Below are 14,709 nucleotides of genomic sequence, written 5' to 3'. Positions count from 1 at the left end.
TTTGAACGTTTGGCTGCTGTCACAATCGGGGACACCACAGCGCTCCAGGGTTTCGATCGTCTTGGAAGAAGCAGACAGGCTTGGAAGCGTCATCCCGCTTTTCGCCTCGGCATCAGAGTGGGATTGGCGAATGGGCGTCACCTGGCGATAGAGGGGTCGGCAAGATTCAGGTCGATGTCGGCGAAAACCAGGTAGATATTCCACATTGTGCGGTCTTTTAGAAATATAAAACGTCGTAGTTATATTTAGTCGCGAAAGTATCCGTATATATATTCAATGTGTGACGTTGTGCCACTTGTGCCATTCGCCATCGCGGCAAGTGTTATTTGTGCAACACAGCATTAATCTGTTCGCGGAATTGGCATTATTTCGGAAATCGTCATTGAAGGCAGATGATCGATGGGTATGTTCGCCGCTGAAAAGGGCGAGCGGTGTGAGCCTTTTTCGTTGTGGGGGTGAGGCGGGAAAACATTGCCGCCAGCCACAAATCCGAAGCCATTTAAAACTATGACTGGAGAGGTCAGAAAATGAACATCAAGAGCCTCCTTCTCGGCTCAGCCGCGGCCCTGATCGCGGTCAGCGGCGCACGCGCCGCCGACGCTGTCGTCGTCGCCGAACCGGAACCGGCCGAATACGTCAAGATTTGCGACGTCTACGGCGCCGGCTACTTCTATATTCCGGGCACCGAGACCTGCCTGCGCATCGGCGGCTACCTCCGCTACGACATGGGCGTCGGCGATTCCGGCTCGCTCGATGGCGCCAACAACGTTCCCGATCACATGGACGGCGGAACGAACGACACCTGGTATAAGAACATGCGTTTCACGCTGAGGACTTATACCGGCCAGGAAACCGAGCTCGGCACGCTGAAAACCTTCACCGAAACTCGCTTCCAGTTCGGCAACTCCTCCGGCGACTATACCGACCAGACCCCGGCCAACAACGGCTGGCAGGCCGGCAACAAGACCACCACCCTCAATTTCGCCTGGATCCAGCTCGGTGGCCTGCGCGTCGGTAAGGATGAAACGGTATACGACCAGTTCATCGGTTATGCCGGCAATGTCATCCAGGACACGCTCATCCCGTATGGTGTCAAGGATACCAATCTCATCAGCTATTACTTCGACGCTGGCAGCGGCTTCACGGGCGTGGTCTCGCTTGAGGAAGGCACCGCCGTCAACACCATCGACAGCTATGTTCCGCATGTCGTCGGCGGCTTGAAGTACAAGGGCGACTGGGGTGCGATCACTGGCGTCGTGGCCTATGACAGCAACTATGAGGAAGTGGCCGGCAAGGTCCGTTTGGACGTCAACGTCAGCAAGGAACTGACGCTGTTCGTCATGGGCGGCTACGGCACCAACGACAACATCAACGACTTCGGCACAGGCCGTACCCAATACAAGCCGTGGGGCGGTAACTGGGCAGTCTGGGGTGGCGGCACCTACAAGTTCAACGAGAAGACCTCGTTCAACGCCCAGATTTCCTATGACGACTGGAAGAACCTCGGCGTCGCTGCCAACGTTGCCTATACCATTGTGCCCGGCTTTACGGTCACGACTGAAGTCGATTACCTCAATGCAGGAAAATTCGACGACTTCGACTTCAACAACTGGACCAAGGCCGACAAGAAGAGCAGCGTCGGCGGCATCGTCCGCTTCCAGCGCAATTTCTAGCAGATCGACTGACCTCACCAGCCCGCCCGCAGCACATCGCTGCGGGCGGTTTTTTATGCATTGGTGTGAGAGTTACCCAGGAGCCAAGCCCATACCTTGATTTCGCCACCCGATCGGTGAAAAGCTCCTGAAATGGAATGGCGCGACGAGGGAATCATTCTCGGCACCCGCAAGCATGGCGAAACCAGCGCCATTCTCGAGGTGCTGACGCGAGCGCATGGCCGTCATCTCGGCCTTGTTCGCGGCGGCCGTTCGCGCAAACAGCAGCCCGTCCTCCAGCCCGGCAATCGCGTCGACCTGTTGTGGCGTGCGCGCCTTGATGAACATCTCGGCACGTTCCAGGCCGAAGCGATCGAGATGAATGCTGCCCGGTTGATGGACAGCGCCGTCGCCGTCTACGGCTTGCAGACCATGGCCGCGCATCTGCGCCTGCTGCCCGAGCGCGACGCGCATGAAGGTCTCTACGAAACGCTTGCCGTGATGATCGTCCATCTCGACGACGCCGACGTTGCCGGAGAACTGGTGGCGCGCTTCGAGCTTCTGGTGCTGGACGAACTCGGCTTCGGCCTCGATCTCAGCCAATGCGCCGCCACCGGCACGCGACAGGACCTGGCCTATGTTTCGCCGAAGTCGGGACGCGCGGTATCGCGCGAAGCCGGTTTGCCATGGCGCGACAGGATGCTGGCTCTGCCGGCCTTCCTGCAGCGCGGCTCCGGCCTGCGCGCGGATGCGGCTGATGTCGACGACGCCTTCCGGCTCACCGGCTTCTTCTTCAACCGCCACGTCTATGAGCCGCGCGGCATCGAGCCGCCGGACGCTCGTACCGGCTTCCTCGCCGCCTTGCGCAAACATCACGCACGCGGCAAGGCCATAGCTGGCGAGGACGCAGCCAGAGAAATCCTCACATGAGCGAAGTCGAACTTTATCCTGGCCGGGTCTCACCGCTCGGCCTCGGCACCATTCCGCACGCCGACATCCTGAAATACACCGGTTTGGAATTGCTGCAGCGCATCGTCGACGGCAAGTATCCGGCGCCGCCGATTTCCTTCCAGCTGAATTTCACTCTCACCGAAGTCTCGGAAGGGCGCGCTGTCTTTCGTGGCATGCCGAGCGAGCGCCATCTCAACCCGCTGGGCAGCGTGCATGGCGGCTGGGCGGCGACGCTGCTCGATTCGGCACTGGCCTGTGCCGTGCAGACGCTGCTCGAAAAGGGCGAGGCCTATACGACGGCGGAGTTCAAGGTGAATTTGACGCGTCCCATCACGCCGAAGACCGGCGAAGTGGTCTGCGAGGGCAGGGTTGTTCACAAGGGCCGCACGTTGGCGGTGTCGGAAGCGACGCTGAAGGATGGCGGCGGCAAGCTGCTGGCTTTCGGCACCGAAACATGCTCGATCTTTCCGGCCGCCAATCTGGCGGCGCGCTGAGTTTTCTGGCCGTTTGGCCGCCGCATTTGCATGTCAGTGAGACGAAACGTCAGTGAAAACTGGCCTGGTTTGGGGGAACCGCCATGTTTGAGAGCCTGATCGGCCTTGTCGCCATCATCGCCTTGTTCGTCATCATTTCGCGCCAGCAGAGCCGCATCGGCCTTGTCGAGCGCGAGCTTGGCGCGCTGCGCAGCCTTGTGCTCTCGGGAGCCGTGCCGCCTGCGGCCAAGCCGTCCGAACAGACGGTGGCCGACAACGTGCCCGCCGATGTGATTCCAGCCGTTGCGGCAGCGGCCGACATTCCCTCTCCAGCGACAAGCGAGCCGGTCGCCGCACCGGCGCCACCCACGGAAACGGAAGACTCGACCGGCGAGATCGTGTCCGGGCCGTGGACCGCTCCAGAACCGGCGCCGAAGGCGGTGGAACCCGCGGAGCTTCCCGGAGCGACGAAAGCCGCCCGCCAATCCGATGTCGAAACCGCGCTCGGCACCCGCTGGGCGGTCTGGGTCGGCGGCATCGCCCTGGCGCTGGGCGGTCTGTTCCTGATCCGCTACACCATCGAAGCCGGCATTTTCGGCCCCGGCGTACGGCTGACCATGGCCGGCGCGCTCGGCCTTGTGCTGGTCGTGGGCGGCGAGTTCGTCCGCCGCACCGGCTTCAAGATGCCCGTACAAGGCGCCGCGGGCGCCTATATTCCGGCGATCTTGACAGCGGCCGGTGCCTTCATCCTGTTCGGCACCGTCTACGCCGCGCATGGCATTTACGGTTTCATCGGGCCGGCGCTCGCCTTCACGCTGCTTGGGGCCATCGGTGTGGCAACCATTGCCGCTGCGCTCGTCCACGGCCAGGCGCTGGCCGGCGTCGGCCTTGTCGGCGCCATGGTGACGCCGGTGCTCGTCGCCTCGCAGGCACCCAATCCCTGGGCGCTGTTCGGCTATCTCGCCATCGTGCTTGCCGCCACCGGCGTCATCGCCCGCATGCGCGACTGGAAGTTGCTGATGGCGGCTGCCTTTTTCGGCACCGGTGTCTGGACCATTCTCTATATGACCGATGCGCCGGGGGCGAACCTCTCTGCGATCCTGCTCATCGACGCCGTCACGCTGGCCGTGCTCGCCCTTGTCTGGCTCGCTCGCCGTGGCGACGAAACCACGCCAGACAGGGCTTTCGACTGGCCGTCCATCGTGCCTGGCCTGTTCGTCGCATTCTCGGCACTGGGCCTGTCGGTAGACCCGGCCTTTGCTGCCGCCGGCTATGCCTTGCCGGGCGCGGTGGTGATCGCCGCGATGGTGGCGGTCACGCTTTATCGTCCGCTGGCGCTGCCGCTCCTCTATGCCGCGGGACTGGTCACGGTGCTGATCTATCTCGGCATTATCCCGCCAACCTCGATCGCTTCCGATTTTTCGGGCGGCGCCCTGGGCGTCGACGGACTGCCGGTGGCCACGTCCAACGCGCTGACCTTGCGCATCGGCATCGCACTCGGCCTGGTCTTCATCGGCGCCGGCTTCTGGGCCGCGCGCCGGTTCGCCGCTGGGACACAGATACGTGCGGCCTCATGGGCGGCGTGGGGCGTCATCGTCCCGCTGGTCGTCCTGCTGGCGCTCTGGTTCACTTTCGGCAATCTCGACCGTGACCCTGTCTACGCCGCCGCAGCGGCACTGTTGGTCGTCATTTTCGCCGCCGGCGGCGAGTGGATCGCGCGGGCCGAGGAGCCGCCGCTCAAGGGCGGTGTCGCGGTCTCGTTTGCCCTGGGCGGCGCGGCCATCGCCGGGCTCCTGCTCATGCATATGGCTTTCGATTCCGGCTGGACCACCATCCTGCTCGGTGCGGCGGCCATCGTGCCGGCGCTGGCCACGCGCTGGCGCTCCTATCCGGTGCTCGGCTGGATTTCGGTCGGCGCGGTGATCGCGGTGCTTGGCCGTGTCGCCTTCGACCCGACCATTGTCGGCGCCGGCTTCCTGTCGACGACGCCGGTGTTCAACTGGCTGCTGCCGGGCTACGGCGTGCCCGCACTGGCCTTCGGCTTCGCCGCGTGGCAGCTAGCGCGCACCACCAACGGCCGACCGCGCCTTGCCATGGAAGCGGCGGCGGCGCTGTTTGCGCTGCTCACGCTCGCCATGCTGGTGCGCCACGCCATGCATGGCGGCGTCATCGACACGGGTGCCATGACGCTCGCCGAACAGTCGATCTACACCCTGATCGCCATCGGCGCCGGCGCCATCCTGGTCGCCATCGACATGCGCTCGCCAAGCTCGGTGCTGCGCTATGGTTCGATGGCCGCCGGTGTGGCCTCGGTCGCTTTCATCGTTGTCAGGCATTTCGTGGTGCTGAATCCTTTGCTTACCGACGAATCGACCGGCCGTATCCCGGTGTTCAACCTGTTGTTCCTCGCCTATCTCCTGCCGGCGGTCGCCGCCGGGGGACTGGCGCTCTACGCCAGGGACAAGCGGCCAAAATGGTATGCGCAGATGCTGGCCGTGGTGTCTGCCGCGCTTGCCTTCGCCTATGCCACGCTGTCGGTGAGGCGCCTGTTCAAGGGCGAATTCATCGGCCTGTGGAGCGGCCTCGGCCAGTTGGAAACCTACACCTATTCGGCGCTCTGGCTGGTGATTGGCGTTGCGCTGCTCTCAGCTGGCGTCTGGCTGAAATCGCAGGTGCTGCGCATCGCTTCGGCCGCGCTGATCGCGATCGCCGTGCTGAAGGTCTTCATATTCGACATGTCGGAGTTGGAAGGCGTACTCCGGGCGCTATCCTTCATCGGCCTCGGCGCGGTTCTGATCGGTATCGGCCTGTTCTATCAGCGGCTTTTGACACGGGCGGCGAGGGAAAACGGATAAAGGCAAGCAAGAACAATAAGATTTCACCCCGACCGGGAATAAATCGGCACTCGCCAGCGTTATCTCATTGCTTGGGTGACCGGGGCGGGAGACCGCTTCGCGCTGGCCGCTTGCGCCGCGCCCGGAAGGCGCGTTCAATCCAGATCAACAAGGGCGACCTCGAAACCAGCGGTCATGGACGAAAAGAAGGCAGCAATCCTTGGCGAAATACCGCGCCTGCGCCGTTACGCACGCTCGCTTTTGCGCGACCGCGACGCTGCCGACGACCTTGTCCAGGATTGCCTCGAGCGGGCGCTTGTGCGGCTCGACAACTGGCAGACAGGAGAAAGCCCCCGGAGGTGGCTGTTTACGATCATGCATCATTTGTTCATCGACCAGATGCGCAAGGTGAACCGCCGCGGCGAGGCGGCGATGTTGCCGCTGGAGGCGGGCGAGGCCGTTGCCCAGCCGGCAGAGCAGGTGGAGAGTATCGCCTCGCGCGAGATCATCGACGCGTTGCAGGCGATCAGCCCCGATCGACGCGCAGCTCTTGTCATGGTTGCCATCGAAGGTTTTTCCTATGCCGAAGCCGCCAACATTCTGGGCGTCCCCGCTGGCACGCTGATGTCGCGCATTGCGCGCGGGCGTGAGGAATTGCGTGGTTTGCTGGACGATACGGCGCGTCGCCGCGCGATAAGGATCGTCGAGAAATGATCCGCCGCGACTTTTCCGAACGGGACATCCACATGGCGCTCGATGGCGAGCTGCCTGCAGACGAGCGCGCCGCTTACGACGCCTGGCTCGACGCCAATCCCGAGATGAAAGCCAGGAGCGCCCGTTTCACCGCCGACCGGGCGGCGCTGCGTGCCGCCTTCGCCGGGGTGCTGGACGAAGCCGTGCCTGCGCGGTTGCGCAAGGTCGTGCTTGGCGAGGCGCCGGTCAAGGCAGCTGTGCCACGCTCGCGCTGGTGGCTTGCCGCTGCCGTGTTGCTGGTCGCCGCCGGCGGGCTTGGTGGCTACCTTGCCGGCGTCGACGGCATCGGCCAGGAGGACCCGGCGGAAGATCGGCTGGCCGAGCAGGCAATCGCGGCCCATGTCATCTATGCCGCCGAAAAGCGGCATGCCGTCGAGGTTCCGGCCAGCGACAAGGACCATCTGCAGACCTGGCTGTCCAACCGGGTAGGGTTGAAGCTGGTGGCACCCGACTTGACCGCGAACGGTTTCCAGTTGGTCGGCGGCCGGTTGCTTCCGGCAGGCGAGAGCAAGGCCGCCATGCTGCTTTACGAGGACGGCAATGGGCAGCGTATATCGCTGTTCGTCACCACGGCATCGACGGAGAATGCCAAGGGCACCTACGCCGCCACGCAAGACGGACCCGAGGCCGTCTACTGGCTGGACAAGGGCTATGGCTGCGCCGTCGTCGGCTCCTTGCCGCGCGAGCGGCTGAACGAGGTCGCCAGGAACGCCTACACGCAACTTGTAAACGGGCTGGCAAGCTGAACGGCACCGCTTTTGCCGGTGCCGTCGATCCGCGAATGCCGATCTGGCCGAAGGACCTTTTGCGCCCGTCGGATCGGCGTCGGATTTGTCACAATTCGGCCCTAATCGAGGTGCGATAGCGCTTGATGAATGCCGTCGCATCGCCCCGAAAATCGGAAACGGTTTTTGGAAAAACGAGGCGAAGATTCAAGGTGGTGGAGCGGACTTCGTGCGCCCAGGTGGACGCCGGTTTTCCCAACGCCCTGGTTGGCGTCAAGGACGTGTTCGAGTAGGGCCATTTCCACCACCAATCGAGGTTTTCTGAAGCCGCATGCCTGCCGAGATCCGCACGGCCCGCGCGTCTGACGTCGATGATCTCGCCGCCATCGAGAAAGCTGTTTTCTCAAGCGACCGTATTTCCCGCCGCTCCTTCCGACTGTTCATCGAGCGTGAAACCGCCGAGACGCTGGTCGCCGAAGTCGACGGCCGCGTGGCCGGTTATGCGATCGTGCTGTTTCGCAAAGGCAGCGGCGTGGCGCGCCTCTACTCGATTGCGACCAGTCCGTTTTTCGGCGGGCTGGGTGTCGGCCGCATCCTGCTCGGATCCGCCGAAGATGCCGCCTTCGAGCACGACCGCATGATGCTGCGTCTCGAAGTTCGCGAAGACAACAGCCGCGCGATCCGCATCTACGAACGGGCCGGTTATCGCAAGATCGGGCGTGAGCCCGGCTACTATGAGGATGGCGAAACGGCACTTCGCTACGAAAAAACCTTGCGTGGCGACATTCCGATCGCCACCAAGGTGCCGTTCTACCCGCAGACCTGTGAATTCACCTGCGGTCCGTGCTGCCTGATGATGGCGATGGCCAATTTCGATCGCGGCTTCGTGCCGGATCCGGTCATGGAAATCCGCCTGTGGCGTGAAGCGACGACCGTCTTCATGATGTCGGGTCCCGGGGGTTGCGAGCCGTTCGGCCTCGCTGTCTCGGGCTATGAGAGCGGGCTCGCGGTGGAGATCTACGTCTCCTTCTATGGCGCGCTGTTCCTGCAATCGGTGCGCAGCGAGGACAAGCGCAGGGTAATGGAACTGGCCCAGGTCGACTTTCGCCGACGCGCGGAACTTTACGGCATCCCGGTGAATTACCGTGCATTCACAATCGACGATATCCGCGCTGCGATCGCTGGGGGAAAGCTGGTGCTGGTGCTGATCAGCGGCTTCCTGATGTTCGGCAAGAAGGTGCCGCACTGGGTGCTGGCGATCGGCGATGACGGCGACCATATCCTGATCCACGACCCTTGGGTCGAGGATGAAAGGCAGGAGACCATCCTTGATGCAGCCAACATTCCCGTGCCTTACGGCATCTTCATGAACATGGCGCAGTTCGGTCGCGATGGACTGCGGGCCGCCATCACTCTGGGAAAGCGTGACAGACAATGACCTGGGTCATCCTTACCGGCAGGCAGAGCGATCTCGACCAGGTGGCGACACCGCACAAGATCATCACCAATCGCGACTATCTCGCGCATCCGTCATTGTTTCGCGGCCAGCGGCCGAAGGTCATCAACCTGTCGAACAATTACGCCTACCAGAGCCGCGGCTACTATGCCTCGCTGCTGGCAAGCTCGCGCGGCCACAAGGTGATCCCGACCGTCGAGACGATGATCGACCTGTCGGAACGCAAGCTCTATGAGCACGCGCTGCCGGAACTGGAACTGGCGCTCAACAAATGCCGCAAGGATCTTGGTGGCGCCTTTCCGCAAAAGGTCTGCATCTTCTTCGGCATCGGGCCGTCAAAAATCTGGGACCGTTTCGCCAAGCTGTTGTTCGATTGGTTCCGCGCACCGGCGCTCGAAGTCCACATCAAGGACAGCGCCGAATGGGCCTCGATCCGCAAGATCGGCTTCCATCCGCTGGCGCGGATGACCGAGGACGAGGAAAAAAGCTTCATACAGTGCCTGGAAACCTACACCAACCGGGAGTGGCGCGACACCAAGGGCCGCACGCCGGCGCGCTATACCTTCGCCACGCTGGTCGACCCGCATGAGGAATTGCCGCCCTCGGAGATCTCGTCGCTGCGCTATTGGGCCAAGATCGCCGAGAAGATGGGCGTCGAAATCGAGCCGATCACCAAGCGGGACCTGGCCAAGCTCGCCAATTACGACGCGCTGTTCATCCGCGAGACCACCTCGATCTCCAACCACACCTATCGTTTCGCCCGCCGCGCCCAGCAGGAAGGCATGCCGGTGATCGACGATCCACTGTCGATGATCCGCTGCACCAACAAGGTCTATCTCAACGAGCTGATGGCCTACAACAAGGTGCCGGTGCCGCCGACGGTGATGATCGCCGGCACCTCGGATCTCGAACTGGCGGCGCAGACGCTGGGCTTTCCGCTGGTGCTGAAGATCCCGGATTCGTCGTTCTCGCGCGGCGTCAAGAAATGCGCCAATTTCGAGGAACTGAAGACGCTCGCCACCGAATGGCTGGAGGATTCCGACCTTCTGATCGCGCAGAAATTCATTCCGACCGAATATGATTGGCGTGTCGGCGTGCTCGGCGGCCAGCCGCTGTTTGCCGTGCACTATCTGATGGCCAAGAAGCACTGGCAGATCGTCAACCACAAGGCCAACGGCAAGCCCGACCAGGGCGGCATCAAGACCTTCACGCTGAAGGAAACGCCGGCGCATGTCGTCGAGACGGCAGTGAAGGCGGCGCGCTGCATCGGCGACGGGCTCTATGGCGTCGACCTCAAGGAGACCAAGGACGGCGTCTTCGTCATCGAGGTGAATGACAATCCCAACCTCGATCATGGCTGGGAGGATTCCGGTGAGAAGGACGAGGTCTGGGTGCGGCTGACGCAGTGGTTCCTGGAGCGGTTGGACCGGCCGGGGCGGTAATTTGATCGGGGGTAGAACATGCAGTTTATCGTGATCGAGGATTTCACCGGCTGTGATCGCAAGGAGATCTATCGCCGCTTTCGCGACCGCGGCCGCCTGAAACCGGACGAGCTGCTCGTGCACCACAGCTGGATCGCGGCGGACATGAGCCGCTGCTTCCTGCTGGTGGAGGCCGATGACGTCACGCTGCTGCAGCGTTGGGTCATCGAATGGGCGGATCTGGTGGAATTCGAGATCATCCCCGTGGCGACAAACAAGGACATGGCTGAGGCATTGAGCGGGCACCTCTGACGATTGCCGCGTGTCGCGTCAACGCAGTGCCGGCGAGCCGACTGCGCGCCGGCACTCGTCGATCAGCCACTGGCGAAATGCGTCCACGACATCGCGTCTGGCGCTGCGCGCCGGGATCGTCAGGCAATAGGGCTGGCGCAGCTCGACCATTTGGGCGAGGGGCCTGACAAGTCGGCCGTCCTCCAGCGCCTCGGCACAGTAGATCCCTTGCGCCAGCGCCACGCCCAATCCCGAAATGGCAAGGTCGAGTGCTGCGCGCGATGAGTTGGCCGAGAGGCCGCGCTGCGCTGCCCGGCCGGGTTCGATGCCGGCCGCCTCGAACCAGTTGTGCCAGGACGGAAAGGACGCACCGGTCGGTCCCCAGCCGGTATGGATAAGCGGCAGGCTGGCGAGGCCTTCGGGTTTGATCGTGTCCGCCAGCCCGGGTGCACACACGGGATAGACTGCGTCCTGGACGATGTCCTCGGTCGGGTGCTCGCGATAGTGCGGGCCATAAGTGAGCCTGATGTCGATCAACTCACGGTCGAACGGCACCGGGTCATCCTCGCCTCTGAGCGATATGTCGACGGCGCCATGGCTGGAGACAAAACCAGTGAGGCGCTGCGAAAGCCAACCCATGGCCATGGATGGCGGCACCGACACCACGAGGCGCGGGCGGAACGCATCGCCGCCCAGTTGGCGCGCGACGCTGCCGATCTCCTGGAAGGCCATGGTCAGCCTGGGCAGCATCTCGACGCCGGCCTCGGTGAGGACGGCGCGCCGGTTGACGCGATGGAACAGCTTGCGGTCCATCTGCTCCTCGACGGTGCGGATGAGCTGGCTGACGGCGGCGGCCGATACAGAAAGCTCTTCCGCCGCCCCCGCAAAGCTGCCTGTACGGGCGGCAGCCTCGAAAGCCTGAAGTCCTTTGAGAGAGGGAAGTACGGCCATGATCACCGGATAGATAAGTTCAGCTTATCTAAATCGCAGAAATCGTCATTTTTGGAAAGATTTTTCATGCGCTACAGTGGATTCTATCAAATCCCAGCCTGGATCGAAGCCCGTGGATCATCGCGACGTAATTTCATCGTTGACGCAGGAGGAGCGCAACCGGCTGACCGCCAAGTCTGATGCCGCGGGCCTCGTTCAGCTTGCCGCTCATTGGGGTGCGATCGTGATCCTCGGATCGCTGATCGCCGCCAAAGTGCCGTTCTGGCCGCTGCTGATGCTGCCGCAAGGTCTCCTCATCGTGTTCCTATTCACGCTGCTGCACGAGACGGTTCATCGCACGGCCTTTGAGGCGCAGCGGCTGAACGATCTCGTGGCGCGGGTGTGCAGCCTGGCGATCGCACTGCCGGCGGACTGGTTCCGCTACTTCCACTTTGCCCACCATCGATACACGCAAGATCCCGACAATGACCCGGAACTGGCGTTCCCCAAGCCGGAGACATGGCGGCAATACCTCGTCCACATATCCGGCATCCCGTTATGGTGGGGCCACATCAAGACGCTTTATGCCAACGCCGCGGATCGTGGTCGCGAAAGCTACGTTCCGCCAAAGGGCTATGACAAGGTGCGCATCGAGGCACGCGCCATGATTGCCTTTTATGCCGTGCTCCTTCTGCTTGCCGTCTATTTCCGGCTCTCGGTGCTTGTCTATGTCTGGATTTTGCCCGCTCTGTTGGGGCAGCCGTTTCTGCGCCTCTATCTCTTGGCCGAGCACGGTCGTTGTCCGTTCGTCGCCAACATGCTGGAGAACACCAGGACCACATTGACCAACTGGCTGGTCCGCAAGCTGGCGTGGAACATGCCGTTCCATGCCGAGCATCATGCCTATCCCGGCGTGCCGTTTCATCAACTGCCGCGGTTTCATGCGCTGATCGAGCGGCATCTCAAGGTGGTCGAGCCCGGCTATGTCAGCTTCCACGAAAAGTACATCGAGACGCTGCATTGACGATGGCCGGCCTAGCCGGTCTGGCTGTGCGGCGCCCGGGATCTCAACAGACGCTGGATCTCGGCCGCCTGTGACGGCGCGCCGATCAGAAAGCCCTGCGCCTCGGTGCAGCCATTGCTGCGCAGGATGTCGAGTTGCACCTCGGTCTCGACCCCCTCGGCGGTGACAGTGATGCCAAGCTCGGCACCCAGCCCGATGACGGTGCGAACGATCGCCGCGGTGTCGCGATTGCCCAAATCGTGGATGAACGAACGGTCGATCTTGATCTTGTCGACAGGAAAACGCCTGAGGTAGCCGAGCGACGAATAGCCGGTGCCGAAATCGTCCAGCGCGATGCGGATGCCGAGTTCGCGCAACTGCCGCAGCGTCCTTAGCACCACCTCGCTTTCGTCCATCAGCACGGTTTCGGTGATCTCCAGTTCCAACCGACCGGCTGGCACGCCGGAGAAAGCCAGCGCCGAGATGACGCTGCGGGCGAAGCTGCCGCTTTTAAGTTGCACGGCCGAGACATTGACCGCGACGCGCAGGCCGGCGGGCCACCGTGCCGCCGCCGTGCAGGCTTTCCTCAGCGCCCATTCTCCAAGCGGCACGATCAATCCGGTTTCTTCGGCGACCGGAATGAAGCTGTCCGGCGCCACCATGCCACGTTCTGGGGAATGCCAGCGCATCAAGGCTTCCGCGCCGACGATCTCGCCGGAGGCGATGTTCATGATGGGTTGGAAATCGAGGTCGAATTCCTGGCGCGACAGTGCGGTCCCGAGGTCGACCTCCAACGCACGCCGTGCCTGTACCATTGCGTCCATTCCGGGTTCGAAGAAGCGATACAGATTGCGGCCTTCGCTCTTCGCCCGGTAAAGCGCTGTATCGGCGTTCCTCAGCAGCGTGTCGGCGTCTCCGCCGTCGTCGGGGAAAACCGCGATGCCCAGGCTGATGCCGATATGCATCTCGCGGCTCTTGTCGCGGAACGGTTTTCCGATTGTCTCGACGATGCGCTTCGCGAGTTTTTCAGCATTGGCAATGCCCTTGAAATTGAACTGGATGATGACGAATTCGTCGCCGCCGAAGCGGGCAACGACGTCGTTTTCATTATGCAGGCAGCGCTGCAGCCGCTCGGCCACGGTCTTCAGCAGCCAGTCGCCGGCCGGATGTCCCCAGGTGTCGTTGACTGCCTTGAAGCGATCGAGATCGAGCGAGAAGATCGCCAGCGGCGTGGCCGCCGTGTCCTCCAGCGCAAGGTCGAGCCGTTCGCGAAACATCGAGCGGTTGGGCAATCCCGTCAGCGTGTCGTGATGCGCAAGATGGGTCATGCGCTCTTCGGTGCGGCGACGTTCGGTGACGTCGTCGAAGGTCACCACCCAGCCGCCGCCATCCATCGGCCGACGTGTGACCAAAACCGTCCTGCCGTCGGTAAGATGCCGATAGGCCGAATGCATTTTTGCCGCCGCCAGACAGGCTTCGGTCTTGGCGACTTCGCTGTCGACATCGATCTTCGTATAGATGCCGAGTTCCAGCAACCGTTCGAGCGCGTCGCGGTGCGTCGTTCCAAGCGGAAAATCCGCCGGGGTGACCTTGTAGAGCTCCAGAAAACGCCGGTTTCGCACGATCATCTTGCCGTCGGCGTCATACATCAGCAAGCCTTGCGACATGTTGGCGAGCGCTGCGTCGAAGCGGCGGTGCTGCTCCTTGAGATCCTCTTGCGCGCGGCGCTGCTCGGTGATGTCTTCATAGATCGAAACCCAGCCGCCCAGAGCCAGAGGGCGGTGCGAGATGCTGACGATGCGGCCGTCCGACAGTGTTTCTTCGTAGGTCGAGGGCTTTGCCTGATCGATATAGGGCTTGCGGATGGCGTAGAGTTCGTCGGCGGTTTGCGAGGCGACGCCGATATCGACGCTGTGGCGCAGAATGTCGAGGAACCGGATGCCGGGCCTTATCACCCTGGCGTCGAGGCAAAAGATGTTTAGGTAGTTGCCGTTGCAGATGATCATCCGCTCGTCGGCGTCGAACATGCACAGGCCGTGCGACATGTTCTCGACCGCAGCCGAAAAGCGTTGGTTCTGCTCCCGCAGTTCGTCTTCCATGTGGCGGGAGCGGTCCATGCCTTCGGCCTCCCGTTTCGGGACGGCCGAACCATCCTTGGCATCAGCGACGGGCATGAGCGCGCCTGCGGACCGTGATCGAACAAGCTACTGTGGTCGCCGC

12 protein-coding genes are annotated in these 14,709 nt (G+C 62.6%); 10 read left to right on the top strand and 2 right to left on the bottom strand.

The genetic code is table 11. From position 1 onward, the window contains the following. Positions 1 to 527: 527 nt before the first annotated feature. The 9 genes from EOC83_RS22095 to EOC83_RS22055 all read left to right on the top strand — a co-directional run bounded on the left by EOC83_RS22095 (position 528) and on the right by EOC83_RS22055 (position 10,577). On the top strand, positions 528 to 1,673 hold the full coding sequence (locus tag EOC83_RS22095; protein WP_013532581.1) for a porin: 1,146 nt from the start codon (positions 528 to 530) through the stop codon (positions 1,671 to 1,673). A 132-nt stretch (positions 1,674 to 1,805) separates the two neighbouring features. Next, positions 1,806 to 2,582 (top strand): DNA repair protein RecO, encoded by a 777-nt coding sequence (gene recO / locus EOC83_RS22090; RefSeq protein ID WP_013532580.1) that lies wholly within the window; start codon positions 1,806 to 1,808, stop codon positions 2,580 to 2,582. Beyond that, positions 2,579 to 3,097, top strand: coding sequence for a PaaI family thioesterase (locus EOC83_RS22085; protein ID WP_013532579.1), 519 nt, complete (start codon positions 2,579 to 2,581; stop codon positions 3,095 to 3,097). Before recO ends, EOC83_RS22085 begins: the two co-directional genes overlap by 4 nt. An 83-nt stretch (positions 3,098 to 3,180) precedes the next feature. After that, positions 3,181 to 5,931, top strand: a complete 2,751-nt coding sequence (locus EOC83_RS22080) for a DUF2339 domain-containing protein (RefSeq protein WP_063167700.1) — start codon at positions 3,181 to 3,183, stop codon at positions 5,929 to 5,931. A gap of 174 nt (positions 5,932 to 6,105) precedes the next feature. Beyond that, positions 6,106 to 6,624, top strand: a complete 519-nt coding sequence (locus EOC83_RS22075; RefSeq protein WP_013532577.1) for an RNA polymerase sigma factor — start codon at positions 6,106 to 6,108, stop codon at positions 6,622 to 6,624. After that, on the top strand, positions 6,621 to 7,409 hold the full coding sequence (locus tag EOC83_RS22070) for an anti-sigma factor (RefSeq protein ID WP_013532576.1): 789 nt from the start codon (positions 6,621 to 6,623) through the stop codon (positions 7,407 to 7,409). Before EOC83_RS22075 ends, EOC83_RS22070 begins: the two co-directional genes overlap by 4 nt. Positions 7,410 to 7,719: 310 nt before the next feature. Then, the gene (locus EOC83_RS22065; RefSeq protein WP_013532575.1) at positions 7,720 to 8,826 is read left to right on the top strand and encodes a peptidase C39 family protein; all 1,107 of its coding nucleotides are present in this window, start codon (positions 7,720 to 7,722) and stop codon (positions 8,824 to 8,826) included. Then, positions 8,823 to 10,286 (top strand): RimK family alpha-L-glutamate ligase, encoded by a 1,464-nt coding sequence (locus EOC83_RS22060; RefSeq protein ID WP_013532574.1) that lies wholly within the window; start codon positions 8,823 to 8,825, stop codon positions 10,284 to 10,286. Before EOC83_RS22065 ends, EOC83_RS22060 begins: the two co-directional genes overlap by 4 nt. A gap of 30 nt (positions 10,287 to 10,316) precedes the next feature. Continuing rightward, complete coding sequence (locus EOC83_RS22055) at positions 10,317 to 10,577, top strand: DUF3303 family protein (RefSeq protein WP_244514281.1); 261 nt, start codon at positions 10,317 to 10,319, stop codon at positions 10,575 to 10,577. 18 nt (positions 10,578 to 10,595) lie between these two features. On the opposite strand, the gene EOC83_RS22050 is transcribed toward EOC83_RS22055, so the two are convergent. Further along, on the bottom strand, positions 10,596 to 11,507 hold the full coding sequence (locus EOC83_RS22050; RefSeq protein ID WP_013532572.1) for a LysR substrate-binding domain-containing protein: 912 nt from the start codon (positions 11,505 to 11,507) through the stop codon (positions 10,596 to 10,598). A gap of 112 nt (positions 11,508 to 11,619) precedes the next feature. On the opposite strand from EOC83_RS22050, the gene EOC83_RS22045 reads away from it, so the two are divergent. Continuing rightward, entirely contained in the window at positions 11,620 to 12,510 is an 891-nt protein-coding gene (locus tag EOC83_RS22045) for a fatty acid desaturase family protein (protein ID WP_013532571.1), read from the top strand. A gap of 11 nt (positions 12,511 to 12,521) precedes the next feature. Here the strand turns inward: EOC83_RS22045 and EOC83_RS22040 are convergent, their stop codons facing one another. Continuing rightward, positions 12,522 to 14,663 (bottom strand): EAL domain-containing protein, encoded by a 2,142-nt coding sequence (locus EOC83_RS22040; RefSeq protein WP_013532570.1) that lies wholly within the window; start codon positions 14,661 to 14,663, stop codon positions 12,522 to 12,524. Positions 14,664 to 14,709: the final 46 nt, after the last annotated feature.

The organism is Mesorhizobium sp. Primo-A (genome assembly GCF_003997175.1).
GTDB lineage: Bacteria > Pseudomonadota > Alphaproteobacteria > Rhizobiales > Rhizobiaceae > Mesorhizobium > Mesorhizobium ciceri.
Note: the sequence above shows the minus strand (reverse complement) of the source record. Positions and strands in the feature narration are given on the sequence as shown.